Source organism: Pseudomonas abietaniphila, from assembly GCF_900100795.1.
GTDB lineage: Bacteria > Pseudomonadota > Gammaproteobacteria > Pseudomonadales > Pseudomonadaceae > Aquipseudomonas > Aquipseudomonas abietaniphila.
Genome location: NZ_FNCO01000010.1, coordinates 137,138 through 162,898, shown reverse-complemented (window position 1 = coordinate 162,898; position 25,761 = coordinate 137,138). Strand labels below are relative to the sequence as shown.

Annotated in this window: 22 protein-coding genes; 13 read left to right on the top strand and 9 right to left on the bottom strand. The window is 58.0% G+C overall.

Annotation, left to right across the window (positions count from 1 at the left end; all coding sequences use genetic code 11):
- The first annotated feature begins 291 nt into the window (after positions 1-291).
- Positions 292-1,587 carry an MFS transporter gene (locus tag BLS87_RS19800; protein WP_074754772.1) on the top strand — a complete coding sequence of 432 codons (1,296 nt, stop codon included), beginning with the start codon at positions 292-294 and terminating at the stop codon, positions 1,585-1,587.
- A gap of 414 nt (positions 1,588-2,001) precedes the next feature.
- Here the strand turns inward: BLS87_RS19800 and BLS87_RS19795 are convergent, their stop codons facing one another.
- Both BLS87_RS19795 and BLS87_RS19790 read right to left on the bottom strand, forming a co-directional pair.
- Positions 2,002-2,892, bottom strand: coding sequence for a DMT family transporter (locus tag BLS87_RS19795; protein WP_083370720.1), 891 nt, complete (start codon positions 2,890-2,892; stop codon positions 2,002-2,004).
- Position 2,893: 1 nt separating this feature from the next.
- Positions 2,894-3,766, bottom strand: a complete 873-nt coding sequence (locus BLS87_RS19790; protein ID WP_074754770.1) for an aspartyl/asparaginyl beta-hydroxylase domain-containing protein — start codon at positions 3,764-3,766, stop codon at positions 2,894-2,896.
- A gap of 575 nt (positions 3,767-4,341) precedes the next feature.
- Between BLS87_RS19790 and BLS87_RS19785 the strand changes: the two genes are divergently transcribed.
- The 7 genes from BLS87_RS19785 (at position 4,342) to BLS87_RS19755 (ending at position 13,601) form a co-directional block, all read left to right on the top strand.
- Positions 4,342-5,313 carry a phosphate ABC transporter substrate-binding protein PstS family protein gene (locus BLS87_RS19785; RefSeq protein WP_074754768.1) on the top strand — a complete coding sequence of 324 codons (972 nt, stop codon included), beginning with the start codon at positions 4,342-4,344 and terminating at the stop codon, positions 5,311-5,313.
- Between the two features lie 195 nt (positions 5,314-5,508).
- The gene (locus BLS87_RS19780; protein WP_074754766.1) at positions 5,509-7,794 is read left to right on the top strand and encodes an ABC transporter permease subunit; all 2,286 of its coding nucleotides are present in this window, start codon (positions 5,509-5,511) and stop codon (positions 7,792-7,794) included.
- 15 nt (positions 7,795-7,809) lie between these two features.
- A complete protein-coding gene (gene pstA / locus BLS87_RS19775; RefSeq protein WP_074754764.1) occupies positions 7,810-9,480 on the top strand; it encodes a phosphate ABC transporter permease PstA in 1,671 nt (556 codons plus the stop codon).
- 111 nt (positions 9,481-9,591) lie between these two features.
- Positions 9,592-10,425 (top strand): phosphate ABC transporter ATP-binding protein PstB, encoded by an 834-nt coding sequence (gene pstB / locus BLS87_RS19770; RefSeq protein ID WP_074754762.1) that lies wholly within the window; start codon positions 9,592-9,594, stop codon positions 10,423-10,425.
- Positions 10,426-10,479: 54 nt separating this feature from the next.
- Positions 10,480-11,238, top strand: a complete 759-nt coding sequence (gene phoU, locus BLS87_RS19765; protein WP_074754760.1) for a phosphate signaling complex protein PhoU — start codon at positions 10,480-10,482, stop codon at positions 11,236-11,238.
- A 171-nt stretch (positions 11,239-11,409) separates the two neighbouring features.
- Positions 11,410-12,303, top strand: coding sequence for a response regulator (locus BLS87_RS19760; protein ID WP_074754758.1), 894 nt, complete (start codon positions 11,410-11,412; stop codon positions 12,301-12,303).
- 389 nt (positions 12,304-12,692) lie between these two features.
- Entirely contained in the window at positions 12,693-13,601 is a 909-nt protein-coding gene (locus BLS87_RS19755) for a peptidoglycan DD-metalloendopeptidase family protein (protein ID WP_074754756.1), read from the top strand.
- Between the two features lie 187 nt (positions 13,602-13,788).
- Here the strand turns inward: BLS87_RS19755 and BLS87_RS19750 are convergent, their stop codons facing one another.
- The 3 genes from BLS87_RS19750 to phoB form a co-directional block, all read right to left on the bottom strand.
- Complete coding sequence (locus BLS87_RS19750) at positions 13,789-15,129, bottom strand: hemolysin family protein (protein ID WP_074754753.1); 1,341 nt, start codon at positions 15,127-15,129, stop codon at positions 13,789-13,791.
- Between the two features lie 98 nt (positions 15,130-15,227).
- Entirely contained in the window at positions 15,228-16,529 is a 1,302-nt protein-coding gene (gene phoR / locus BLS87_RS19745; protein ID WP_074754749.1) for a phosphate regulon sensor histidine kinase PhoR, read from the bottom strand.
- A 47-nt stretch (positions 16,530-16,576) separates the two neighbouring features.
- Positions 16,577-17,266: a phosphate regulon transcriptional regulator PhoB gene (gene phoB, locus BLS87_RS19740; protein ID WP_062379821.1), complete on the bottom strand. Its 690-nt coding sequence runs from the start codon at positions 17,264-17,266 to the stop codon at positions 16,577-16,579.
- A gap of 171 nt (positions 17,267-17,437) precedes the next feature.
- Between phoB and BLS87_RS19735 the strand changes: the two genes are divergently transcribed.
- On the top strand, positions 17,438-17,824 hold the full coding sequence (locus BLS87_RS19735; protein ID WP_074754745.1) for a COG4315 family predicted lipoprotein: 387 nt from the start codon (positions 17,438-17,440) through the stop codon (positions 17,822-17,824).
- Between the two features lie 39 nt (positions 17,825-17,863).
- Here BLS87_RS19735 and ubiA read toward each other — a convergent pair whose 3' ends face one another.
- Positions 17,864-18,754, bottom strand: a complete 891-nt coding sequence (gene ubiA, locus BLS87_RS19730) for a 4-hydroxybenzoate octaprenyltransferase (protein ID WP_074754743.1) — start codon at positions 18,752-18,754, stop codon at positions 17,864-17,866.
- A complete protein-coding gene (locus BLS87_RS19725; RefSeq protein WP_074754741.1) occupies positions 18,754-19,329 on the bottom strand; it encodes a chorismate--pyruvate lyase family protein in 576 nt (191 codons plus the stop codon). The genes ubiA and BLS87_RS19725 overlap by 1 nt, the downstream gene beginning before the upstream one ends.
- 203 nt (positions 19,330-19,532) lie before the next feature.
- Here BLS87_RS19725 and BLS87_RS19720 point away from each other — a divergent pair, with 203 nt between their 5' ends.
- The 4 genes from BLS87_RS19720 (at position 19,533) to BLS87_RS19705 (ending at position 21,957) form a co-directional block, all read left to right on the top strand.
- Positions 19,533-19,700 carry a rubredoxin gene (locus tag BLS87_RS19720; protein ID WP_074754739.1) on the top strand — a complete coding sequence of 56 codons (168 nt, stop codon included), beginning with the start codon at positions 19,533-19,535 and terminating at the stop codon, positions 19,698-19,700.
- 33 nt (positions 19,701-19,733) lie between these two features.
- Complete coding sequence (locus BLS87_RS19715) at positions 19,734-20,882, top strand: NAD(P)/FAD-dependent oxidoreductase (protein WP_074754737.1); 1,149 nt, start codon at positions 19,734-19,736, stop codon at positions 20,880-20,882.
- Positions 20,883-21,071: 189 nt separating this feature from the next.
- Positions 21,072-21,371 carry an HU family DNA-binding protein gene (locus BLS87_RS19710; protein ID WP_074754735.1) on the top strand — a complete coding sequence of 100 codons (300 nt, stop codon included), beginning with the start codon at positions 21,072-21,074 and terminating at the stop codon, positions 21,369-21,371.
- 208 nt (positions 21,372-21,579) lie between these two features.
- Positions 21,580-21,957, top strand: a complete 378-nt coding sequence (locus BLS87_RS19705) for an SCP2 sterol-binding domain-containing protein (RefSeq protein ID WP_074754733.1) — start codon at positions 21,580-21,582, stop codon at positions 21,955-21,957.
- Positions 21,958-22,197: 240 nt separating this feature from the next.
- Here the strand turns inward: BLS87_RS19705 and BLS87_RS19700 are convergent, their stop codons facing one another.
- Together BLS87_RS19700 and recG are read right to left on the bottom strand one after the other, a co-directional pair.
- Positions 22,198-23,592 (bottom strand): HDOD domain-containing protein, encoded by a 1,395-nt coding sequence (locus BLS87_RS19700; RefSeq protein ID WP_074754731.1) that lies wholly within the window; start codon positions 23,590-23,592, stop codon positions 22,198-22,200.
- A gap of 85 nt (positions 23,593-23,677) precedes the next feature.
- The gene (gene recG / locus BLS87_RS19695; RefSeq protein WP_074754729.1) at positions 23,678-25,753 is read right to left on the bottom strand and encodes an ATP-dependent DNA helicase RecG; all 2,076 of its coding nucleotides are present in this window, start codon (positions 25,751-25,753) and stop codon (positions 23,678-23,680) included.
- Positions 25,754-25,761 lie beyond the last annotated feature (8 nt).

The following is a 25,761-nucleotide window of genomic DNA, read 5'->3' as shown; positions in this document are numbered from 1 at the left end:
CACAAATTCCCTGAAAGACCGGTTGAGCCGCGGCCAGCGAGTATATCGGGCCATGGTTGAAGCTTCGACCGTTCGGTTCTGATTTTGACTGGCTGTTGTTTCGGTCTATGTGCATTTGGAAACAATTTGCTATCGTGCCGGACCGATTTGGCGCACTACGCCGTTATTGGCACGCAATTTTGATGCCCGATTACATCTTCGAGTCGATAAATCGCGTGCACAGCCGTTATCCCCGGCTGCATCGCAATTGATTTTTCGTCCCAAGAGAGCCTCAAAAGAGAAGCCCCTGTTATGTCCTCTGTGTCCACAAATGCTGCGCAGCCATCGCGTCCGCTGACTCGCAACGATTACAAAACCCTCTCGCTTTCTGCGCTCGGCGGGGCGTTGGAATTCTACGACTTCATCATTTTTGTGTTCTTCGCGGCGGTGGTCGGCAAGCTGTTCTTCCCCGTGGACATGCCGGAATGGTTACGTTTGATGCAAACGTTTGGCATTTTTGCCGCCGGTTATCTGGCTCGGCCGTTGGGCGGCATCGTCATGGCGCACTTTGGCGATTTGCTGGGTCGCAAGAAAATGTTCACCTTGAGCATTTTCTTGATGGCTGTGCCGACCTTGATCATGGGCCTACTGCCCACCTATGCGCAGATTGGTATCTGGGCGCCACTTTTGTTGCTGCTGATGCGCGTCATTCAGGGTGCCGCGATTGGTGGCGAAGTGCCGGGTGCGTGGGTATTCGTTTCCGAGCACGTTCCCGCACGTAACGTCGGTTACGCCTGCGGTACCCTCACCTCCGGTCTTACTGCGGGCATTTTGCTCGGTTCGCTGGTGGCGACCTGGATCAACAGTCTCTACACCCCGGCCGAAGTGTCGGACTACGCCTGGCGGATCCCTTTCCTGCTGGGCGGTGTGTTTGGTCTGATGTCGGTCTATCTGCGTCGCTGGCTGCACGAGACGCCGGTCTTCGCTGAACTTCAACTGCGCAAAGCGCTGGCTGAAGAGGTCCCGCTCAAGGCTGTGCTGCGTGACCATCGCGGCGCGGTCGTGCTGTCGATGGCCCTGACCTGGCTGCTGTCGGCCGGTGTGGTCGTCGTCATCCTGATGACCCCAACGTTGCTGCAAACCACCTACGGTTTCGCCCCGGCTGTCACTCTGAAGGCCAACAGCCTGGCGATCGTCCTGCTGAGTCTGGGCTGCATCGGCGCAGGCGCGCTGGCGGACCGTTTTGGCGCGGGTCTGGTGTTCTTGTTTGGCTCGCTGGGATTGTTGGTCAGTTCCTGGACCTTCTACCACACCGTAGGTGCTCATCCTGACTGGCTGTACCCACTGTACGCCATCACCGGCCTGTTCGTGGGCACCATCGGCGCCGTTCCGTTCGTGATGGTAAAAGCCTTCCCGCCGGTCGTGCGTTTCTCGGGCTTATCGTTCTCCTACAACCTGGCGTATGCCATCTTCGGTGGCCTGACACCAATGATCGTCACGCTGATGCTCAAGGCCAACCCGATGGGGCCGGCCTGGTACGTGGCGGGGCTGTGTGTGTTGGGGATGGTGATTGGGGTGTATCTGCTTAAAATAAGGCAGGCCTGCTGAGTTGTGAGAAGTAGTTGCACCTCAAAATAATATGAGGTGCACCTCATCATAAGTTGTTATTAGAAGTTAGAGTGTCCAAAAACTAGCACCCCGGTCCTACTGCAAAATTAGGCCACATAATCTCTGCTGGCGCGGTTTAGGCCCTATGATTTCACTGGTAGGAAACGCCCAGCCTCTAGGTGCTTCAGAATACGCCGTAAATGTTTGTTAGAGTCGGACTGATGGTCATCCTAAGTGGATAGGCGAACTGTTCAAAGTTACCTACGTAACCATGCGTTACGAGCTGAGGTTCGGGTTTTTGCCTTCAATCTAATCTACGAGAGGTCATAGAGGTTTCAGGCTCCAGCTCAAGGCCGCAGATCACGCCGAGCGAACAGAAAATGCTATTCAGAAAGGGCGATTCTTAAAATGAATCTAGGGTTGCTTCTCTGGAATTTCGGTCTGCCGGAATCCCCATACTGCACCGAGTACCACAAGCCCCCCAGCGACCGTGGTCCACGTCACTCCATTATCAAAAATTAAATAATCGAGAGTGATAGTTAGTATGGGAACTACGTAAAATAAGATGCCGACGTTGCTCGCTGAGTTGTATTTAAGGAGATAAAACATTAGCAAAACTCCTAGCGTTGAAACCATTACAATCATCCAGGTTGCAGACAATATAAATTCTGGCGTGATTGTTAGTTTAATGTTGGTCAATGGAAGGGCAATAAGGAAGACTAGAGATGCGCTTAGGCTTTGATAGAAGGCCGATGCTACTGTATCCGTCTTTAACTTTTTCTGCATGGCTGATCCCAACGAAATAGCAATAACAGATATCGTCCCGAAAATGATGCCCATTGATGTGATAGATCCAATTTCACGTGCCCCTATTATCGAAATAGTCAGGCCAAATATACCTAAAGCAAGGAAGAGGTAACCGGTCAGCCTCAGTTTTTCTCCTGCAAATAACGAAGTCAAAATAGGTTGGGTTCCTAGTACTATTGATAGTGATCCGGGGCTAAGATTATAATATAGGGCCAAAAAAAATGCTGACTGGTATCCGGCCTGTAGTAATAGCCCCGTGAGAACTGTTTGGAAAAGTAATGATTTCGTTAGGTATAGTTTTTTCCAAACCTCCCCTGTATTTGTAATTAGCGTAAGGGCGACAAAAAGCGCCACGGTAGCTCCGACTGATCGGATCGTCAGAAATACCGAAACTGATGCGTATTCCAACCCAAGTTTGACAAATATTGTTCCGCTACTCCATATCATAAGAAATAGCACAGGCGAGCATCTTTCAATTAATCTCATAGCGGAGCCCATGTCAAACCTGCCAATCGTTTATGACGTACCGCTCACCTATGTCACGTTTTTCGATCAAATATTTTTGCATGGATTTCGCTTTTCGGATGATTTCATTATCACTTATCATTTCTGCTGACGCGATAATCCAGTCGTAGCAGCAGGCGACTGGTATGTCATATAAAAAATGATACTTTGAAAGCGCGAACACTATATCTTTAAAGGTATGTCTATTTAAGATTCCAGCAGTTGAGTTAATAATAAGTTCAATTGCGCGCTCATCAAGTGGCTTGCGGTCAACGTAAAATGAGTTTCTATGGGTTGTTGTTGACACGCATTCTGCGAAAATATTATTAGTGTTTAGTTTCCCTTCGAACATAAAGTCAAGACAGAGGAACATTCGGCTGCCCAAGCCGAAATTCACCGCCGCATGATTTATGCCGGCATCTAGGAACCATACCTCCCCAGCTTTCATTTGAAAGACACCGAATTCGTCAGAGTGGAAGGATTCATTATTGGTTTCTAAAGCAACGAATGCTCTAAAATAAGTAGTGCTTTTTTCGAGTTCAACGAAATCACGGTGCGGAATTACCATGCCGTCCACCAGGCTTCGAGCTCTGACCATCTTCAAGTGTGTGAATTTGAAATTGTCCTCAACTAAACGCTGGATTTCCGGGCATTTCGAGGCATATTCAGTTCTCAAGCATTCATCACTTTTCCGGAACTGACTGTCTTCGGCTCTTCCACTTGCGTTATAGATAGACAGGTTTTTCCAGTAACCTTGCCCAAACTCGTCATATTCTTCTGGAAGTTTCGTAATTGAATTTAAGATTTTAATGTCTTTAGCAAGATCGTAGCGTGAGATGTCGATTTGACCTAGAATTCTAGACGCCATAACAAGTTTCCTTCAAGTGGATTTAAACTATTGCTGATTCGATATTGGTTAGTGATTTAACGGTAATGAGGTTGTATGGAAAAAAGAGTAACTTTTCTCTAGCGGTGTGAATTGAGTCGGTCGCACTTAGCATAAGTGTGATGCTTAAGATTTGGCAGGTTGTTAGGGCTTTTATATTGGTAGGATTGTCTTATTTACTTGTTATATTGGCTCATCTTCATTGTGTTTTTTCTAAGCAAGTTTTTTTTGCTATTCGGATATTTTTCCAGCCGACTAAGGTTAAGCTGCAGCACAGTGCTATGCAATCCTACAATTGTAGGGGAGCCTTCATTTTCGGAATTCTCCTACATTGCCTGTGAGGTCAGTGTTTATCTCTTGGAACCAATATTTTGCGTCGGGTAATTAAATTTTCTTTAGATCTGTCTCCGGAACACCTTAAAGTGAGTGGGTGCTGAATCTCATACGCTTGTAGTCTAAAAAATCGCAGCCTTCATTTAAATGTCACAATCTCGTCATAGAGTAGTCACATGGCCATCACCCCCTCGGCCACCCCAACACCTCGCCAGGAGCCAGGCATGACACTCAAGCGTTTGATGTCCGCATTCACCTTCGTAGCGGCGAGCGTCGCTGCAGTTCACGCGATGGCGGCGGTTGACCCCGCGATCAAGCCTTATGTCAAAACCACGGGGGTGTCCGGCAACCTTTCCAGTGTCGGCTCCGATACGTTGGCCAACTTGATGACGATGTGGGCCGAGGCGTACAAAAAAGAATACCCAAGCGTAAACATTCAGATTCAGGCGGCCGGATCGTCGACGGCGCCACCGGCGCTGACGGAGGGCACGGCCACGTTGGGGCCGATGAGCCGCAAGATGAAAGACGGCGAGCTGTCTGCCTTTGAGCAAAAGTATGGCTACAAGCCGACGGCGATTCCGGTTGCGGTGGACGCACTGGCGATATTTGTCCACAAGGACAACCCGATCAAGGGGCTGACGTTGCAGCAAGTGGATGCGATTTTCTCCGCGACCCGTCTGTGCGGCGCCAAGGCGGACGCGAAGACCTGGGGTGATATCGGTGTGACCGGTGACCTGGCAGGCAAATCGATCCAGCTGTTCGGCCGTAACTCGGTGTCCGGCACCTACGGCTACTTCAAGGAAGAGGCCTTGTGCAAAGGTGACTTCAAACCCAACGTCAATGAGCAGCCGGGCTCGGCGTCGGTGGTGAGCTCGATCAGCAGCTCGCTTAACGGCATTGGGTACTCAGGTATCGGTTATAAAACGTCCAGCGTGCGCACCGTGCCACTGGCGAAGAAAGAGGGCGGCGAGTTCATCGAAGACAACGAAACCAACGCGCTGAACGGCACGTATCCGCTGGCGCGCTTCCTTTATGTCTACGTCAACAAGGCGCCGAACAAGCCGCTGAATCCGCTGGAAGCTGAGTTCGTAAAACTGGTGCTGTCAAAACAGGGTCAGGAAGTTGTCATGAAAGACGGGTACATTCCTCTACCAGCCAAGGTGGTAAGCAAAGCGTTGGCTGATCTGGGGCTATAAGAACGGCTGGCGCGAGGCGCCTGCGGATAACCCTGATGCGGGGTGACAGGTTCGTCCCGCCAAAAACGAAAAAGGCCTTATGGAACGAGGCTCGCGAAACAATGAGCAGTCCGTTGCCACGATTCCGGGGCGACGGGCTTTTTTGCGTCACCCTGCTGTCATGTATTTGTCATACAGAGTGGCTAGGGTGTGCGCATGAATGATTTGGCCAATTCATCGATGACCGAAAGATCCCCTCCCGAGCGCATTGATTTCAATACGCCCGAGCTGCAACGCAAGCGTCGTATTCGTGCGCTCAAGGACCGCCTCACGCGTTGGTACGTGCTGGTTGGCGGTCTTGCTGTGTTGGCCGCAATCACCTTGATCTTCTTTTACCTCGCCTATGTCGTCGCGCCTCTCTTTCAGGGAGCGAAGCTGAGCGCCAATACCGTTCAAACGCCTGCCTGGCTGCAGGATGCTGGCAAACCGATGGTGCTGGTCATCGAAGAGCAGAACCAGGTCGGCATGCGCGTATCCGACAAAGGCGAAGCGCTGTTCTTTCTTCTCAGTGACGGCCGCGAGCTGTCGCGTGTGGCGCTGCCGGTGCCTGCAGGCGCGCACGTGACCTCAGTTGCGCAGGATCAACCCGGCAAGCCGCTGATCGCAGTGGGTCTGTCTAACGGTCAGGTGCTGGTGTTCAAGCATGCTTACCCGATCACGTACCCGGGTAACCAGAAAATCATCACGCCGGCCATCACGTACCCCTACGGCGAGACGCCTTTGGTGCTCGACGAAGAAGGGCGGGCGCTGGAACACGTCAGCCTCAATGCCAACGACTCCACCTTGATTCTGGCGGGCGCGACCGGCGCCCGGCTGCATGTGCTGTCTCTGACGCAGGCCGAAAACCTGATGACGGGCGAGACGACCAACGAGCAAAGCCGCATCGATCTGCCGCAATTGTCCGCGGCCGTGAAGGCGATCTACGTCGACCCGCGTCAGCAGTGGCTGTATGTGATCAATGGCCGTGCTCAAGCAGACGTTTTCAACCTTCGCGATCGCACGCTGAACGGCCGTTACAAGCTGCTTGAAGACGCCAATGCCGAAACCACGGCCAGCACCCAGCTCGTCGGCGGTATCTCGCTGATGATTGGCAGTTCCAGAGGCAACATCGCGCAATGGTTCATGGCCCGTGATGTCGATGGCGAGATGCGCCTCCAGCACATTCGTGACTTCAAAATGGGCGGAGCGCCGATCTCGCAGATCACGGCCGAGCAACGCCGCAAAGGCTTCATTGCCATGGACACCGCCGGCAAGCTGGGCGTGTTTCACAGCACTGCACATCGCACGCTGCTGATCGACCCGGTCGCCAGCGGCCCGGCCGTCATGGGCCTGTCGCCGCGTGCCGACCGCATCGTCGTGGAGGACGGCGGCAAGTTGCTACCGCTGAGTCTGAAGAACCCGCACCCGGAAGTGTCGTGGAGCGCGTTATGGGACAAGGTCTGGTACGAGAACTACGACGAGCCCAAGTACATCTGGCAGTCCACCGCATCCAACAGTGATTTCGAGCCCAAACTGAGTCTGGCGCCGCTGACGTATGGCACGCTCAAGGCTGCGTTCTACGCGATGTTGCTGGCAGCGCCGCTGGCGGTGGCTGCGGCCATTTACACGGCCTACTTCATGGCGCCGGGCATGCGCCGCAAGGTCAAGCCGGTGATCGAGCTGATGGAAGCCATGCCGACAGTGATTCTCGGCTTCTTCGCGGGCCTGTTTCTGGCGCCTTATCTGGAAGGGCATCTGCCGGGCATCTTCAGTCTGCTGATTTTCACGCCCATCGGCATCTTGTTGGCGGGCTTCCTGTGGACCCGCCTGCCTGATTCGATCCGCCTGCGGGTGCCGGAGGGTTGGGAAAGCGCGATCCTGATCCCTGTGGTGCTGTTGGTGGGCTGGGTTTCGCTGGGCATGAGCTCGCACATGGAGAACTGGTTCTTCGGCGGCGACATGCGCTCGTGGATCACCAACGACCTGGGCATTACCTACGACCAGCGCAACGCCCTGGTGGTCGGGCTGGCGATGGGCTTTGCCGTGATTCCGAACATCTATTCGATTGCCGAAGACGCGATCTTCAGCGTGCCGCGCGGCCTGACCCTGGGCTCACTCGCCTTGGGTGCCACGCCCTGGCAGACCTTGACCCGCGTGGTCATCCTGACCGCCAGCCCCGGTATTTTCTCGGCACTGATGATCGGCATGGGCCGCGCGGTAGGCGAAACCATGATTGTGCTGATGGCCACCGGCAATACGCCGATCATGGACATGAACCTGTTTGAAGGCATGCGCACGCTGGCGGCCAACGTTGCGGTGGAAATGCCCGAGTCCGAGGTGGGCGGCAGTCACTACCGCGTGTTGTTCCTGGCGGCGTTGGTTCTGCTGATGTTCACCTTTGTCATGAACACCTTGGCGGAGCTGATTCGTCAGCGCCTGCGCAAGCAGTATTCGTCTCTCTAGGGCAGGTAGATACCGATGAAAAAGACCTCCCTGAAGAGCTGGTTCAAAAGCGGTGGCCCCGGTGTCTGGTTGAGTGCGGGTGCTGTGTCTATCGCGGTGATCATGACCATCGGGCTGTTGGCTGTGATTGCCGTGCGCGGCCTTGGGCATTTCTGGCCCGCTGACGTGATCTCTGCGCATTACGACGTGCCTGGCCAAGAGAAGCATGTACTGGTGGGCGAACTGGTGCAGTCCGAGCAAGTGCCGCGTGCCCGCCTCAAGGCTGCAGGTCTTCCGGTGCCGGATCAGGGGCCTGAGTTCATGACCCGCGATCTGTTCAAGGTCGGTAACCGCGACATCAGCCCCAGCGATTTCAACTGGGTCATCGGCGAATGGCTCACCGATCAGACCAAGCCTGCCGAACTGATGACGATCGAACGCCGCGAGTGGGGCAATTTCTACGGCTATCTGGTCAACGTTAAAGAGAACGGCAACGTTGTCGCCCAGGGAGAGGCGGCCTGGCCGCAACTGCAGGAGCGTATCAAGCGGGTGCAGGCGATCTCGGACGAACTGGACGGTCTGGAAAAGTCAGACATCGGGGCCATCAACCATGGGATCGAACGCTTGCGTCTGCAAGCCCGCAAGCTCGAATTGAACGGCAAACTCGACGCCGAAGCCCAGGCCGACATGGCCTCGGAGCGTGCTGAGTACGATGCACGCTATAAGGACATCGAATCGCGCCTCGCTGCCTTGCACGCCGATTTCAACCGCGACAGCCTGACCGCGCGCGATGCCAACGGTAAAGAAGTCGAGATCAGCCTGGGCAAGGTGGTGCACGCTTACCAACCCAATGCCATGGGGATCGGCACCAAGCTGGGCTTCTATTTCCAGAAGTTGTGGGAATTCCTCAGCGACGACCCGCGTGAGGCCAATACCGAAGGGGGCATCTTCCCGGCGATTTTCGGCACGGTCATGATGACGCTGATCATGGCGGTAATCGTGACGCCATTCGGCGTGCTGGCGGCGGTTTACCTGCGTGAGTATGCCCGCCAGGGGCCGGTGACCCGACTGATCCGTATCGCGGTGAACAACCTCGCCGGCGTTCCGGCCATTGTTTACGGCGTGTTCGGTCTGGGCTTTTTCGTCTATGTGCTGGGCGGCTCGCTCGATCAGCTGTTTTTCCCAGAGGCACTTCCAGCCCCGACCTTCGGTACGCCGGGCCTGCTGTGGGCTTCGTTGACGCTGGCGTTGCTGGCCGTGCCGGTGGTGATCGTTGCGACGGAAGAAGGTCTGGCGCGTATCCCTTTGAGCCTGCGTGAAGGTTCGCTGGCGCTCGGTGCGACCAAGGCCGAAACGCTGTGGAAGATTGTCCTGCCCATGGCCAGCCCGGCGATGATGACCGGCTTGATCCTGGCCGTGGCGCGCGCAGCGGGAGAAGTGGCGCCGCTGATGCTGGTCGGCGTGGTCAAGCTGGCACCGTCGCTGCCGCTGGACGGCAACTATCCGTATCTGCACCTCGACCAGAAGATCATGCACCTGGGCTTCCACATCTACGACGTCGGCTTTCAGAGCCCCAACGTCGAAGCGGCGCGGCCGTTGGTGTATGCCACGGCGCTGTTGCTGGTGCTGGTGATCGCATTGTTGAACCTGTCGGCGGTGACGATCCGTAACCGCCTGCGCGAGAAGTACAAAGCGCTGGAAGAATGATTGAAAGCCACAAGCGGCGAGCTAAGCGCGGTCAGTCAAACGCCGCACGCCGCTTCTGCTCGAACTTGCAGCTTGCAGTTCGATGCGTGCCGCTATGAACGGAGTGAGAACATGCAGCATGAACCCCACACCCACGGCATCAACATGTCGGCATTGGGTCGCAAGCGTCAGGGACTGGACCTGGCCAGCGAAGCCGTTGCGCTGGAAGTCCCGGGCCTGAGCCTGTTTTACGGTGAAAAGCAGGCGCTGTTCGACATTCAGATGAACATCCCGAAACAACGCGTCACGTCGTTCATCGGACCGTCTGGCTGCGGCAAGTCCACGTTGCTGCGCACCTTCAATCGGATGAACGATCTAGTCGACGGCTGCCGTGTGCAGGGCGAGATCAAGCTTTACGGGCACGACATTTACACCAAGGGCGAAGACGTCGCCGAACTGCGCCGTCGCGTGGGCATGGTGTTTCAGAAGCCCAACCCGTTTCCCAAGACCATTTACGAGAACGTCGTTTATGGCCTGCGGATTCAGGGCATCAATAAAAAGCGCACGCTCGACGAGGCTGTCGAGTGGGCATTGCGCGGCGCGGCGTTGTGGGATGAGGTCAAGGACCGCCTGCACGAGTCGGCGCTCGGACTTTCCGGTGGTCAGCAGCAACGTCTGGTGATCGCCCGCACTATCGCCGTCGAACCCGAAGTACTGCTGCTGGATGAGCCGTGCTCCGCGCTTGACCCGATTTCGACGTTAAAAGTCGAAGAGCTGATCTACGAACTGAAATCCAAATACACCATTGTGATCGTTACCCACAACATGCAGCAGGCGGCGCGCGTGTCGGATTACACCGCGTTTCTGTACATGGGCAAGGTGGTCGAGTTCGGGGACACCGATACGTTGTTCACCAATCCGACCAAAAAACAGACTGAAGACTACATAACCGGTCGTTACGGCTAGCACGTGTTTCGTCAGCCCTGAACCACCGCGCAATCAATCGGACGGACACTCAGCATGATCAAAGACAGCCATACACATCACATCTCCCAGCAGTTCAACGCTGAACTGGAAGAAGTTCGCAGCCACCTGCTGGAAATGGGTGGTCTGGTCGAGAAGCAGGTCAACGACGCGGTCACCGCGCTGATCGACGCCGACTCGGGCCTTGCCCAGCGCGTTCGTGAGGTCGACGACCGCATCAACCAGATGGAGCGCAACATTGACGAAGAGTGCCTGCGCATTCTGGCCCGCCGTCAGCCTGCCGCTTCGGACCTGCGCCTGATCATCAGCATTTCCAAGTCCGTGATCGACCTGGAGCGCATCGGTGACGAATCCACCAAGATCGCCCGTCGCGCCATCCAGCTGTGCGAAGAAGGCGAGTCGCCGCGGGGTTACGTCGAAGTGCGCCACATCGGCGACCAGGTTCGCAGCATGGTGCGTGATGCACTCGACTCGTTCGCTCGTTTCGACGCCGATCTGGCCCTGTCGGTTGCGCAGTACGACAAGACCATCGACCGCGAGTACAAGACCGCGCTGCGTGAGCTGGTCACGTACATGATGGAAGACCCGCGCTCGATTTCCCGCGTTCTGAACGTAATCTGGGTGTTGCGCTCGCTGGAGCGCATTGGTGACCACGCTCGCAACATCTCGGAGCTGGTGATCTATCTGGTGCGCGGCACTGACGTGCGTCACCTTGGCCTCAAGCGCATGCAGGAAGAAGTCAAAGGTCTGTCCGCCGAAATACCTAATGTTCCGGGCGCACCTGACGATAAGTAAGATTGCCTGAGAAAAAACGCCTGGCGAACGCCGGGCGTTTTTGTTTTTGCAGGTACCTCTTTTTTCGGTCACCCGCGAATAAATGTCCCGGTGTCGTCAAACAATTTGGCAGTTGGCCACCAGCCAGCGATATGCTCGCCATTTGCGGTGAACACGCCATCAGGAGCGTCGATGAGTAAAGTCAGTGTATTGGTGGTGGATGACGCGCCGTTCATCCGCGATCTGGTCAAGAAAGGGCTGCGTAATGCGTTCCCTGGCGTCACCCTGGAAGATGCCGTCAATGGCCGTAAAGCCCAAGTGTTGCTGACCAAAGAGGTCTTCGATCTGGTGCTGTGCGATTGGGAAATGCCTGAGATGTCCGGGCTGGAATTGTTGACCTGGTGCCGTCAGCAGGAAAGCCTGAAGAACATGCCGTTCATCATGGTCACCAGCCGCGGTGACAAAGAGAACGTGATCCAGGCGATCCACGCCGGCGTTTCCGATTTCATCGGCAAGCCGTTCACCAACGAACAGTTGCTGACCAAGGTCAAGAAAGCGCTGCACAAAGTCGGCAAGCTGGAGGCCCTACTGACCGGCGCCCCGGCGCGCGCCAACGCAGCCTTCGCCAATGACTCGCTGAGCGCGCTGACTGGCAATCGTCCTGAAACGGTGAGCGCGACGCCAGCCGCCGCGCCTGCACAACCTTTGATCAAACCCATGGCCAAGCCCGCTGCGGCGGCAGAGCCAACGGGCCGGGGTCAGGGGCAGTTGCGTCTTTCCAGTGGCACTCAGCCGTGTGTGATCAAGGCGCTGACCCTCAAGGAGGCGTCGCTGGTTGTGCGTCGCAGTGAAACCCTGCCGCAGATCCTCGACAGCGCCGTGCTCGATCTGGAGCAGGGCGACAACGCCGAGGTGGCACGTCTGAACGGTTACTTGCATGCCATCGCCGCATTCGAGCAGAAACCGGACAGTGACTGGCTGCAGCTGACCTTCCGTTTCGTCGACCAGGACACTCAGAAGCTCGACTACCTGTCGCGCCTGATCGCTCGTGGTACGGCGCAGAAGCACTTCGTGCCCGGAGCCTGATTCTGCTAACGCTGCAGAACCTGTAGGAGCAGTCGGAGGTTACGACGGCCGCGAATGCGATTTATCTGACACATCGCAATTCGCCACCGTCGTAACCTCCGGCAGCTCCTACAGTGGTTTGCGCGACCTGACCGCGATCCGACCCATCTCTATACCGTACGATTCTCGCGAATCAACGCGCTTCCTCAGGCATTTGTTTCCAGGATATTCCTCTGTCAGCCCGACGAACCGCACTCCCTGCAAGCATAGAAATTGCAAATCCCTTCGCGCCTGACCCTGACGCGATTTCCTTGACGCTTCGTCTATTACCGATTGATACGGATGAGTCCTTTTCTATCGGTTTCGCTGTTAGGCTGGCTCCCATTGTCCCCTAAGCCAGGCCTATCCAGATGTTAGAGCGCTTGCTGACGGTGTGTGTACTGCTTCTGGCTGCGCAATCGGCCGCAGCTGTCACCATCTACAGATTCACCGATGCCAACGGAGTGGTTTCGTTTACCGACCAACCCGTCCCTGGCGCGCAGGTGATGAAACTCCGAGAGCGCATGGTTGAGCGCATCGACAGCCAGGTTCGCCTCAACGTCAAGAAAGCCAAAGGCACCGACAGCCTGTACGTGCGCAACGACCTGTATGCGCCGGTCGAAATCGAGCTGAGGTTGTCTGGCGTGAAAAACGTGGTCGGCGTCGCCGATCAGGTCATCCGCCGCACCATTCCTGCCCGCAGCAACGAACGATTGCTGGCCCTGAGCCCGCAAATCCCCAGCAAGGCCATGTCGTACAAGCCGAGCCTGCGCTCGATTGTCGGCGATCCTCAGCGCAGTGTTTCAGCCGGCGGGCTGGCTTACCGTTATCCGCTGCCGTGGGTCGGCGGTCCTTTCCGCATCAGTCAGGGGCCTAACGGTTCTTACAGCCATGTCGGCGCCAAGAGCCGTTACGCCATCGACATTGCCATGCCCGAAGGCACGCAGATCATCGCGGCCCGTAGCGGCACGGTGATCAAGACCGAGAACGGTCAATCCGGGCGAGGGGCGAATCCTTCGGGCAACTTCGTGCGCATCCTCCACGACGACGGCACCATGGGTGTGTACCTGCACCTGATGCAGGGGTCGGTCAGCGTGAAGGAAGGTGAACGCGTGGCGGTAGGCACGCCGCTTGGGCGCTCAGGCAATACGGGCAACAGCACCGGCCCGCATTTGCACTTCGTGGTGCAGCGCAACGTCGGGCTGGCGCTGGAGTCGATTCCGTATGAGTTCGCACGGCCAGTGCAGAGCCTGCCGAATTTCGCCATCGGCGGGAATTGACCATTTTGGCTGAGACCTCTGTAGGAGCGTGGCTTGTCCCGCGATCTGCTGCGCAGCAGTCGTAATCCCATGAGCATCGGCGGTGTCAGGCGAAAATGCATTCGCCAGGCTTACCGCCGGTTTCCGGCAGGTCGTCCGAAGGGGCCCAGACACGAGCCGCGTTCCTACAAGGATTTGGTGCAATCCATCAATCCAGCTTCAACACCTTCGCCAGCACGATCTTCGGGCCTTTCATCTTCTTGATGATGATGCGCAGGCCTTCGACTTCCATCACTTCCTCTTCCTCAGGCACGCGCTTGAGGCTGTCGTAGATGAGGCCTGCGAGGGTTTCTGCCTCGACGTGGTCCAGATCGATGCCCAGCAGGCGTTCGATCTTGAACAGCGGCGTATCACCGCGCACCAGCAACTTGCCCGGTTGATAGGCGAGGATGCCGCGTTCTGCCTTTCGGTGTTCGTCCTGAATGTCACCGACCAGGACTTCCAGCACATCTTCCATGGTCAGGTAACCAATGATCTTGCCGTCGGCCTCTTCCACCACAGCGAAATGCGCGCCGCCCTGGCGGAACTGCTCCAGCAGGCGCGACAACGGCATGTGCTTGGACACGCGCTCCAGTGGTCGCGTCAGCTCATCGAGGTTGAACGATTCGGGAATGTGATCCAGCGCCGCCAGTTCCAGTAGCAGGTCCTTGATGTGCAGCAGGCCGACGAACTCGTTGCGCTGTGCGTCGTACACCGGATAGCGGCTGAATTTGTGACGGCGGAACAGTGCGAGGATCTCTTTGAGCGGCGCATTGCAGTCCAGCGTCACCAGGTCTTCCCTGGAGTTGGCCCAGTCCACCACTTCAAGCTCGCCCATTTCCACGGCCGAGGCCAATACGCGCATGCCCTGGTCGCTCGGGTCTTGACCTCGGCTGGAGTGCAGAATCAGCTTCAGTTCGTCGCGGCTGTAGTGATGCTCGTGATGCGGGCCGGGTTCGCCCTGACCGGCAATGCGCAGAATGCCGTTGGCGCTGGCGTTGAGCAGGTAGATGGCCGGGTACATGGCCCAGTAAAACAGGTACAGCGGAACGGCCGTCCACAACGACAGCAGCTCAGGCTTGCGGATGGCCCAGGATTTAGGAGCCAGTTCGCCGACCACGATGTGCAGATAAGAAATCACGAAGAAGGCGGAGAAGAACGACACGCCCTTGATCACTTCGGGCGAGCCAACGCCCATGGCTTCCAGCAGCGGCGCCAACAGGTGCGCGAACGCGGGTTCACCGACCCAGCCCAAGCCCAGCGAGGCGAGCGTGATACCGAGCTGACAGGCAGAAAGATAGGCATCGAGCTGGCTGTGTACGGTGCGAAGGATGCGGCCGCGCCAGCCGTTTTTCTCGGCGATGGATTCCACGCGAGTGGAGCGCAGTTTGACCATGGCGAACTCTGCTGCGACGAAAAAGCCGTTGAGCAGGACCAGAATCATTGCAAAGAGAATCATGCCGAAGTCGGCGAAAAGTGACGCGAAGCTAATACCTGGGGAAGGGTCCATGATGGGGTTTTGCGGGTTCCGTTTTGAAAAAGGATGAAATAAGCCCTCACAAATGGAGGGCACAAGCGATGCAATTTAGCGGCTATCGGCCACCAATACTAGGGCTTGGTCATCTGGATCGGGGCAAAGTTGCAGATGAATACGCTGCCTTTGCCCGGCACGCTGTTGATCTCCAGCGCGCCGCGATGGCGAAGCAACACGTGCTTGACGATCGCCAACCCCAGTCCTGTGCCACCGGTATTGGACGCCCGGCTGGAATCCACTCGATAGAAACGCTCGGTCAGGCGCGGGATGTGTTTGGGGTCGATACCGATCCCGGAGTCCTGCACGCTCAGGTGCGCGCCCCGGCCATCGGCCCACCAGCGGATGCGAATCTTGCCCTCGGCCGGTGTGTACTTGACCGCGTTGAAAATCAGGTTCGAGAACGCACTGCGCAATTCCGCCTCGCTGCCTTTCAGGCTCCAGTCGCTTTCCACGTCCAGGGTGATTTCCTGATTCTTGGCGCCTGACAGGGCCTGAGCGTCGTTCTTGATGCTCTGCAGTAACGCCGGCACGGCGATCGGCTGGTTGTCCGAGGGGTAATCCGTCGCCTCAAGCTTGGCGAGCAGCAGCAGGTCGTTGAGCAACGTCTGCATGCGGCCGCCTTGTTGCTGCATCTGTTGCAGCGCGCGGACCCAGCGCGGGTTCACCTCTTCCACATTATCCAGCAGCGTTTCGAGGTAACCGCAGATCACCGTCAAGGGTGTGCGCAGTTCATGGGAGACGTTGGCCACGAAGTCTTTGCGCATTTGCTCCAGCAGATGAAGACGCGTCACGTCACGCACCAGCATCAGGTGCTCGTTGTTACCGTAGCGAGTGATCAACATCTGAATGCGCAGGCGGTCGTTGACCGGAGAAGGGATCTCCAGCGGTTCGGCGTAATTGGCGTGCTCGAAGTATTCCTTGAAACGCGGATGGCGCACCAGGTTGGTCACGGGCTGGCCGCTGTCCTGAGGTGTTTTCAGACCCAAGAGCGTTTCGGCAGCGCGGTTCCACCATTCCAGGTTGCCTTCGCTGTCGAGCATGATCACGGCGTCTCTCAGCGCCGCCGTGGACTCTTGAACCCGGTCGATAACGGCTTGCAGACGACCACGCACACGCTGATCGCGGCGTTGCAGGTGATAGATGCTGTCGAAGACTTCGCCCCACAGTCCGTAGCCATCGGGCGGCGGCTCATCGGGTTTGTGATGGCGTAGCCAGTCATGCAGCCTGAGCAACTGTTTGAGGGTCCAGGCCAGGTACAGGCCCAGGCCGATTGCCAGGCACCCGCCATAATGGCCGCTGATCAGCCCGGCCAGCAGCGAGGCCGTGACCAATAGCAGCAGATGGCGGATCAGGGTGCCATGCCAGTTTTGGTTCAATTAACGCGTCCTTGTCTTCCGCGATCGGAGTCGCTACCAAAAGCTGCTCAGCTTTTGGTGGAAAAACGGTAGCCAGTACCGCGGACGGTTTGTACCAGATTTTCGTAAGCATCGCCGAGGGCTTTACGCAGGCGACGAATGTGAACGTCCACCGTGCGCTCTTCGACGTAAACGTTGCCGCCCCAGACCTGATCGAGCAGCTGGCCGCGGGTGTAGGCGCGCTCCTGGTGGGTCATGAAGAACTGCAGCAGGCGGTATTCGGTCGGGCCCATTTCAGCAGGTTTGCCGTCGATGGTGACGCGATGACTGATCGGGTCCAGCAGCAGACCGCCCACTTCGATGGGCGACTCACCGTCGTTCGGGCCCGCGCGGCGCAGCACGGCCTTGAGGCGCGCCACCAGTTCACGAGGAGAGAAGGGCTTGGTGATGTAATCGTCGGCGCCGACCTCAAGACCCTGAATCTTGTTGTCCTCTTCGCCTTTGGCCGTGAGCATGATGATCGGGATGTCCCCGGTCAGCTCATCACGCTTCAACCGACGCGCCAGCTCGATGCCGGACGTGCCGGGCAGCATCCAGTCGAGCAGGATCAAATCGGGTTTGCGGTCGACGATGACCGCGTGGGCTTGCTGAGAGTTCTCTGCCTCCATGCAGTCATAGCCGGCCATTTCCAGTGCGACGGCGATCATCTCGCGAATCGGCGCTTCGTCGTCGACGATCAGAATGCTCCTGCCAACCATGCCTTGAACCTCATGTCATTTAACTGTCTTGGGGCGCATTAGATAACGGAATTATTGCAGTCGTGTGACAGGTTAGTTCGAACCAGGCGCATTGCCCGGTCTAGGGCTAAGCTTGTGGTCTTGTCCTACAACGTTTGTCCAACCTACGACTAACAAAAAGGGAACATACCGATGGCTAAAATTTCTTCTGCTTTTATGGGTCTTTTTGCTGCTGTTGCACTGGCATCCTCCGGGATGACGTTTGCTGCTGACCCCGCGATGGTGACGAAGGACGGCATGATGGCCGACCACAGCAATATGATGCTGTACACGTACGACAAGGACTCAGGTGGCAAGTCCATGTGCAACGACCAGTGCGCAACCAACTGGCCACCGATGATGGCACCGGCAGACGCCAAGGCGTCAGGTAAGTGGACCACGATCAAGCGTGACGACGGCAAGATGCAGTGGGCCTATGACGGCAAGCCGCTCTATACCTTCAAGAACGACAAGCCCGGCGAAATGACCGGCGATGGCAAAGGCGGCGTGTGGCACGCCGTCCACGGCATGAAGCACTGATCGGAGCCGCCCTTCAAACCTGCGCTGGCCTGTCGAAGGTCAGCGCAGCGCGTAGTCCACGACGATCCCCACGAATATCGCCAACCCCGCCCAATGATTGTGCAGGAAAGCCTTGAAGCAGGCCTGCGGCGCTTTATCCCGCGTCGACCAGAATTCCCAAGCGAAGCATCCCGCCGCGACCAGCAGGCCGAGGAAGAAATACAACCCAAGCTCAAACCTTGAGCCGGCGAGCATCAGGCAGAACAGCGCCAGGCACTGCAGCGTCAGGATGATCACCCGATCGGCGTCGCCAAACAGCACGGCCGTGGATTTCACCCCGATCTTCAGGTCGTCCTCGCGGTCGGTCATCGCGTAATACGTGTCGTAGCCCACCGTCCACAACAGATTGGCGATGTACAGCAGCCACGCGGCGGCAGGCAGGTCGCCGGTCTCGGCCGTGAACGCCATCGGCATGCCCCATGAAAACGCTGCGCCCAGCACCACTTGCGGGTAATAGGTGTAACGCTTCATGAAGGGATAGGTGGCAGCCAGGGCCAGGCCGCCGAATGACAGCCAGATCGTTGTCGAATTGGTCAGCAGCACCAGCAGAAAGCTCAGTCCCACCAGCACGGCGAACAGAATCAGCGCTTCTTTGGAGGTGACCCTGCCGCTGACCAGAGGGCGTTGCTCGGTGCGTTTGACGTGGCCGTCCACCTTGCGGTCGGCGAAGTCATTGATCACACAGCCCGCAGCGCGCATCAGGAACACGCCAACGACGAAGATCAGGACGTTGCTCAGCGATGGCGAGCCTTTGCCGGCAATCCATAAGGCCCACAGCGTTGGCCACAGCAACAGGTAGATGCCAATCGGCTTGTCGATGCGGGTCAGTTGAATGAAATCCCAGGCGCGTGGATGCAGGCGGTTAAGGGACTTGAGCAGCGACAAGTACATCAGTGACGCTCCTTGGCGGATTCGGAGGCGGCATCAATGGCGCGCCAGACGGTCGGCAAAAATACCTCGGCGACGAGGATGCCCAGCGCCCCTCGCGTGAAACAGGAGCGACGACCCCAGAGTCCTGCGCGGTTATCCGCTTGCGGCAACCAGGACGAGGGGTATTGGCAAATCTGCAAAGGTCCGCGCGCGAACGCCCGGTCGCTGAACAGCAACTCGCCCAGCGAGCGCGTCCCCAGTTCGTCCATGTGCAAGCCATCGTTTTCCAGCGCGGCACGCGCGGCGACGCTTCGGGCAAATACCCACTTCTCGCCATGCCCGAGCAGGTACACCTCGCGCACCCAGCCTTCACTGCCATCCGGCAGGTTCAGCGCCGCACATTCATCGGCACGCAGCGGTTGCCAGCCTTCGAACAACGGCGTGACGCTAAAGCCATCGTGGGACAGTCGGGTGAGGCGGCGGGTCAGGGAGTCTTCGTGGAACAGCCACTCAAGGACGACGGGCGCGGGCGCGTTGATCAGTTGATCGCGCAACAGCCATTCGGGCGTTGGGCATGCAGGATTTTGCTGGATCACAGTGAACAGTTATTGGCAGCAATCGAGGCGGCGAGCTTAGCATGATTGAGGTGGCTGGCCGACGACCGGATCGGGGGCTGCGCGTCGATGAAACTTGCGTGAACGCCCGGTGATCAGTAAAACGCCCAGACCCATTCGAAAAAGCGCGCGATGGCCGCCAAGCGTCTGGGCACGTATAGCCTGTGAACCAAGAGAACCAACCCATGAAAAAGTGGCAATGCATTGTCTGTGGCCTGATTTACAACGAAGCCGATGGTTGGCCGGATGACGGCATTGCACCGGGCACCCGCTGGGAGGATGTCCCGCAGGACTGGCTCTGCCCTGACTGCGGTGTCGGTAAAATGGATTTCGAGATGATCGAAATCGGCTGATCCGCCGTTCCTTATCTGATTCAGGAGACACGAATGAACGCACCTGTGGTGATCGTCGGTACCGGCCTTGCGGGTTATAACCTCGCACGGGAATTTCGCAAGCTCGATGGCGAAACGCCGCTGCTGCTGATCACGGCCGATGACGGTCGTTCTTACTCCAAGCCCATGCTCTCCACCGGTTTTGGCAAGAACAAGGAAGCCCACGGCCTGAGCATGGCCGAGCCCGGCGCCATGGCCGAACAGCTCAAGGCCGAAGTGCGCACCCACACTCGAATCAGTGGTATCGACCCGGGTCACAAGCGCCTATGGATAGGTGAAGAGTCGGTGCACTACCGTGATCTGATCCTGGCCTGGGGCGCAGAGACCGTGCGTGTGCCGGTGGAGGGCGATGCTGGCGACGCCATCTTCCCTATCAATGATCTTGAGGACTACGCGCGTTTTCGTGCCGCCGCGGCAGGTAAACGGCGTGTGCTCATCCTCGGCGCCGGCCTGATCGGTTGCGAATTTGCCAATGACCTCATCGTGGGCGGTTACGAGGTCGATCTGGTGGCGCCTTGCGAACAGGTCATGCCGACCTTGTTGCACCCGGCGGCAGCGGCGGCTGTTCAAGCCGGACTTGAGGGTCTGGGCGCGCGGTTCCACTTGGGCCCTGTCCTGACCCGGCTCTTGCGAACGGGCGATGGCCTTGAGGCGCACCTGTCCGATGGCGAAGTTGTGCTGTGTGATCTGGTAGTGTCGGCCATTGGCTTGCGGCCCCGAGTCGATCTGGCTGCTGCCGCAGGCCTTGAGGTTGGCCGAGGGGTGGTGGTTGATCGTCACCTCAAGACCTCTCACGCCAACATCTATGCGCTGGGCGATTGCGCCGAAGTGGACGGGTTGAATCTGCTCTATGTCATGCCGCTGATGAGCTGCGCGCGTGCCCTGGCGCAAACACTGGCTGGCACATCTACGCCGGTCAAATACGGCCCCATGCCGGTGACGGTGAAAACGCCTGTTTGCCCACTCGTGGTTTCGCCACCGCCCAAGGGCCGGGAAGGCGTCTGGACCGTTGAAGGGCAGGGCGCGGACATCAAGGCGCTGTGTCACGATGCGGACGGAAACCTGCTGGGTTACGCCCTGACAGGCGCCGCCGTCATGGACAAACTGGCCTTGAACAAGGTCTTGCCACCGCTGCTGGCATAAATAGCTGTCGTTCTGTCGGATAAGGCACGTTTTTGTTGATACAAACGTGGCCCACGTACTGGCGCGGGGATCGGCAGCATGCCATCCTCATTCCGGTCTGCCGCAACGTAGAGCCGTTGCGGTACCTGCTCGCTGCCCTGGAAGGGTGGCACGGGACATAAAAACAAAAAACCGTAAAAGAGGCTTCATATGCGTAAACCAGAACTCGCAGCCGCTATTGCCGAAAAGGCAGATCTCACCAAAGAACAAGCCAATCGTGTCCTCAATGCCGTCTTGGATGAAATCACCAACGCCTTGCACAAAAAGGACAGCGTGACCCTCGTGGGTTTCGGCACGTTCCTGCAGCGCCATCGCGGCGCGCGCACAGGCAAGAATCCACAGACTGGCGAGCCGGTCAAAATCAAGGCCAGCAACACCGTTGCATTCAAGCCGGGCAAGTTCCTGAAAGACAGCGTTAACCCTGTCGTGACGCCTGCGAAGAAGAAATAAATAGCTGGACGTCTTGCGGAAGGCGAACAGCGTGGAAATGGGCATACCAAGCAGTTGGATGCCCATTTTTTATGGCCGGTTGTCTGGCCCGGCGAGCTGTCTGCGTCGCCACTTTGCGACCGTCGGGTTCTGTTACGTCATTCGGTGTTCAAGCTCGCTACACTGCCGTTGGTTGCTCATCCGCACCTGATCGCATGAGGCGTCGCACATGAAGTTTCGTTTTCTCCTCTGGATGCTGGGTCTGCTCATGACCCGCGCCAGCCGCAACAACCCTGCATTCCAGCAACAGCTCGCCGGCAAGGACCTGACGTTCCAGCTGCAGACCTGCGACGGCAAAGTGGCTCGTCATTTCGTGGTGAAGGATCAACGCGTCAGCAGCCGCAGTGGCGCTGTCGCCGCGCCAGCGTTTGCGATCTCGTTCAAGGACGCGACTTACGGCTTCGCCACGATGCAGGCGAAGAACAAGCAACTGGCGTTCATGCAGGGGATTCAGGACAAGAACATTCAGGTCACCGGCAACACCGGACTGGTGATGTGGTTTCAGGGCCTGACGAAATATTTGAAGCCGAGGAAGAAAAAGGTCTGAGGCTGGAAAAAATCCAACGGTGGGAGCGAATTCATTCGCGATGAATCAGCAGGACCAATACAAACGTGTCGGCTGAAAGATTTATCGCGAATAAATTCGCTCCCACAGATTTTCGAGTCGTTTCATTCACCCTTGCAGTCATTGACCGCAGCTTTCGGCGGAATGCCGCTCAGGTCGAGCTTGGTCCCACAGGTCGTTCCAACCGCCGTGGAATCAGAGGCGGTTGGCACAAGCGGTCAATCAGTGGAACTGCGAGGCGAGTTCGCGCAGCAGCACTTCGGCTTCCAGCACCTTGTGCACCACGTCCTGCGCTTTATCGCGTGGCAGTTCCAGGCGTTCGAAAAGCTCGTCCGGAATGCTTTCCATCGGGCCGGAGCCGATCCCCTCCTTGCGCAGCAGACGCACCGCCAAACACACCAGGTTGGCGTACTCGCAATGTTCGCCGTTGTAATGCGGGTCGTGCTGGAAACGCAGCGCGGTGGAGAGTTCTTCAGGCATGTCCCAGTTGCGCATCAGCCAGGCACCGATCTGCTCGCGGGAGATGCCCAGCAGATGCTGCTCCACGAAGCTGTGGTGAAGGTGCGGGTTGACCTCGATTTGTCGGCAGATCAGCGAGAAATGCGGCGGAAAGACGTGCGCCAGCAACAGATAGCCGAAGTTATGCAGCAAACCGGCAAGGTACGTCAGGCCGCTTTCAGGGCGCTTGGCGCGCGGCATGGCGCGGGTCAGGCCTTCGATAACGGCGGCGGTGTAAATCGACTGCTGCCAGTACGGCGTCGCGTGCTGCGGATGATCCTTGGGCAAGGCCAGTGTCTTGCCCAGCGCCAGACCCAGGGCCAGGTTGATCACCAGGTCGAAGCCCAGCACGCGCACGATGGCGTCTTCAACCGAGCGAATCTTGCCGGCGGAGCCGTAATACGGCGATGCCGCCCAGCTGACCACCTGCGCGGCCAGCGCCGGATCGGTTTCCACGACACCGGTAATGTCGTCGATGGTCGCATCCGGATCGACACGCAGTTTGATGATTTTTTGAGCAGTGTCCGCCAGCGGCGGAATTTCCACCGTCGCTTCCAGGCGTTGCTGGATGCGGCGGGCGGTGAAGTTCTGGACGGCCTTGGTGATCTCCTCACGGTCGTCATCGGGACGCGTCAGGTTCGGTTGCACCAGATTGACCGGCTCGCCGAAGGTGGCGGCGCTGGCTTTGCTCAACAGGGATTTGAAGTCTTCGCTGCTGATCTCCAGCAGCAGGCCAGGTTCGCCCGAGTCGATCAGTACCGTGGGCTCCTGAAGGATGCGCTCTTCGTACAGGCACGGTGAACTGGTCAGGGCCGGAAGGGCGGGCAGGCTATGCAGGTTGTTCTTCCCGAGCATCTGATCCAGGTGCTCTTGCGACACGGCGGTCAGCTTGCGACCGGTCAATTCGGTAATCCGATTGAGGTCCAGCAACTGGCTCTGCGGGAAAAGGATCAGCAACGCACCAACGGAATCGTGGACCAGAACGGCCTGGACCTTCTGCGCAGTGGGGAGCGTTTCGTCGTCCATGACTTCCCGGAAGTTGATGGCCGCTTTGCCAAGCAACTGCCGGATGACAGACGGGGCGTGTTGGGTTGCGTCGATGTGGGCAACTTCTGTCATGGTCTGTATCCAGATTCCTACAATTGCTGAAGTATAACCAGCTTAGTTGTTAGATAGGTGAGACAGGTTCTTATTGTTGACTGCTTCACACTTGCCCGTATTGCTGCCCGTGGCGCAACCAGCGCTCCAGCAGCGGGCTGACATGTTGCGGCCAGCGTTCCAGCAATGCCTGCGCGGCGTCTCGAACGGCTGGCAAGAGGTCTGCGTCGCGCATCAAATCGGCGACCTTGAATTGCAGCAAGCCTGTCTGCCTCGTTCCCAGCATCTCGCCCGGCCCGCGCAGTTCCAGGTCCTTTTCGGCGATGACGAAACCGTCGTTGGTTTCGCGCATGATCCCCAGTCGCTGCTTGCCGATCTGAGATAGCGGCGGATGGTACAGCAGCACGCAATGACTCGCTGCGCTACCGCGTCCGACCCGGCCGCGCAACTGATGAAGCTGGGCGAGACCCAGTCGTTCAGGGTTCTCGATGATCATCAGGCTGGCGTTGGGAACGTCCACACCCACTTCAATGACCGTCGTTGCGATTAACAACTGCAGATTGCCTTGTTTGAACTCGGCCATGACCGCCGCTTTTTCCACCGGCTTCATGCGGCCATGAATCAACCCGACCTTGAGTTCGCCCAAGGCGCTCGTCAGCTCTTCGAAGGTGGTTTCGGCAGCCTGGCAGGTCAGTTCTTCAGATTCTTCGATCAGCGTACAGACCCAATAGGCCTGACGGCCTTCGGCACACGCGTTGCGGACCCGCTCTACGACCTCGATGCGACGGCTGTCGGCGACCAGCACGGTGTTGACCGGCGTGCGGCCCGGCGGCAATTCGTCGAGGATCGAGGTATCGAGGTCAGCGTACGCGCTCATCGCCAGCGTGCGCGGAATGGGGGTGGCGGTCATGATCAGCTGATGCGGACACATCAGGCCGCCGACGCCCTTTTTGCGCAACGCCAGCCGCTGTTGAACGCCAAAGCGGTGCTGTTCATCGATGATCACCAGCGCGAGGTTCTTGAACTGCACTTCATCCTGAAACAGCGCGTGGGTGCCGACCACCATGGGAGCACCGTTGGCGATCTGTTCAAGCGACGCAGCCCGGGCCTTGCCCTTGAGCTTGCCGGCCAGCCAGGCGGTTTCAATGCCCAGTGGCTGCAGCCAGCGCGTGAAGTTGATGAAGTGCTGTTCGGCCAGAATCTCGGTCGGCGCCATCAGCGCGACCTGGTAACCGGCCTCCAGCGCCTGCAACGCTGCCAGTGCGGCGACCACGGTCTTGCCCGCGCCCACGTCACCCTGAATCAGCCTCAGCATGGGTTCTTGCTGACTGAGGTCGTAGGCGATTTCCTTGCCGACGCGTTGCTGTGCGCCTGTGGGTGGAAACCCCAGGTTAGCGAGGAACTGCGTTGGAAGCCGCTTGGCGACCGGCAACGCTGGCGCCCGCTGGGAGCGCAGGCTTTCACGCAGACGTTGCTGCGACAACTGATGAGTCAGGAGTTCTTCAAAGGCCAGCCTGTGCTGCGCCCAGTGGTGACCCAGCGCGAGTTCTTCGACATCAGCGTCGGCGGGCGGGTTATGCAGGTAATGGATCGCGTCAGCCAGTGGCGCCAGTTGATAGTCGCGCGCGAGCTCTTCCGGCAGCCAGTCAGGCAAACTTCTTGGCCCCAGCATCCCCAGGCTTTGCTGACATAACTGGCGCAAGCGCTGCTGGGTCAGGCCTTCGGTGGTGGGGTAAATCGGCGTGAGCGTCTGCTCGACCGCGACGTGCTCTTCGTCGGTGATCGCACGGTATTCGGGATGGTAGATCTCCAGTCCCGAGGCGCCGGGACGGGCTTCGCCATAGCAGCGCACATGCGTGCCGCGCTTCAAGCCATCCTTCTGTGCGTTGCTGAAGTGGTAAAAACGCAGGCTCAGCACGCCAGTGCCATCACCCAGACGGACCAGCAGGCTGCGACGTTTGCCCATCACGACGTCGGCACCGCTGACGACGCCTTCGATCACCGCATCCTGCCCCGGGCGCAACGCGCCAATGGGCACGACGCGGGTGCGATCCTGATAACGCAGCGGCAGATGGAACAGGACGTCCTGAATGTTCTCCAGGCCGACCTTCGCCAGCTTTTCAGCCATGGCCTCGCCGACGCCCTTGAGCGCCGTTACCGAGACGTGGGACAGCTCAGTCATACCGCCTC

Bases quoted from the DNA above. Each gene is read 5' to 3' on its own strand.
- BLS87_RS19800 (WP_074754772.1), top strand. From the start codon at position 292: ATGTCCTCTGTGTCCACAAATGCTGCGCAGCCATCGCGTCCGCTGACT.
- BLS87_RS19795 (WP_083370720.1), bottom strand. From the start codon at position 2,892: ATGGGCTCCGCTATGAGATTAATTGAAAGATGCTCGCCTGTGCTATTT.
- BLS87_RS19790 (WP_074754770.1), bottom strand. From the start codon at position 3,766: ATGGCGTCTAGAATTCTAGGTCAAATCGACATCTCACGCTACGATCTT.
- BLS87_RS19785 (WP_074754768.1), top strand. From the start codon at position 4,342: ATGACACTCAAGCGTTTGATGTCCGCATTCACCTTCGTAGCGGCGAGC.
- BLS87_RS19780 (WP_074754766.1), top strand. From the start codon at position 5,509: ATGAATGATTTGGCCAATTCATCGATGACCGAAAGATCCCCTCCCGAG.
- pstA (WP_074754764.1), top strand. From the start codon at position 7,810: ATGAAAAAGACCTCCCTGAAGAGCTGGTTCAAAAGCGGTGGCCCCGGT.
- pstB (WP_074754762.1), top strand. From the start codon at position 9,592: ATGCAGCATGAACCCCACACCCACGGCATCAACATGTCGGCATTGGGT.
- phoU (WP_074754760.1), top strand. From the start codon at position 10,480: ATGATCAAAGACAGCCATACACATCACATCTCCCAGCAGTTCAACGCT.
- BLS87_RS19760 (WP_074754758.1), top strand. From the start codon at position 11,410: ATGAGTAAAGTCAGTGTATTGGTGGTGGATGACGCGCCGTTCATCCGC.
- BLS87_RS19755 (WP_074754756.1), top strand. From the start codon at position 12,693: ATGTTAGAGCGCTTGCTGACGGTGTGTGTACTGCTTCTGGCTGCGCAA.
- BLS87_RS19750 (WP_074754753.1), bottom strand. From the start codon at position 15,129: ATGGACCCTTCCCCAGGTATTAGCTTCGCGTCACTTTTCGCCGACTTC.
- phoB (WP_062379821.1), bottom strand. From the start codon at position 17,266: ATGGTTGGCAGGAGCATTCTGATCGTCGACGACGAAGCGCCGATTCGC.
- BLS87_RS19735 (WP_074754745.1), top strand. From the start codon at position 17,438: ATGGCTAAAATTTCTTCTGCTTTTATGGGTCTTTTTGCTGCTGTTGCA.
- ubiA (WP_074754743.1), bottom strand. From the start codon at position 18,754: ATGTACTTGTCGCTGCTCAAGTCCCTTAACCGCCTGCATCCACGCGCC.
- BLS87_RS19720 (WP_074754739.1), top strand. From the start codon at position 19,533: ATGAAAAAGTGGCAATGCATTGTCTGTGGCCTGATTTACAACGAAGCC.
- BLS87_RS19715 (WP_074754737.1), top strand. From the start codon at position 19,734: ATGAACGCACCTGTGGTGATCGTCGGTACCGGCCTTGCGGGTTATAAC.
- BLS87_RS19710 (WP_074754735.1), top strand. From the start codon at position 21,072: ATGCGTAAACCAGAACTCGCAGCCGCTATTGCCGAAAAGGCAGATCTC.
- BLS87_RS19705 (WP_074754733.1), top strand. From the start codon at position 21,580: ATGAAGTTTCGTTTTCTCCTCTGGATGCTGGGTCTGCTCATGACCCGC.
- BLS87_RS19700 (WP_074754731.1), bottom strand. From the start codon at position 23,592: ATGACAGAAGTTGCCCACATCGACGCAACCCAACACGCCCCGTCTGTC.
- recG (WP_074754729.1), bottom strand. From the start codon at position 25,753: ATGACTGAGCTGTCCCACGTCTCGGTAACGGCGCTCAAGGGCGTCGGC.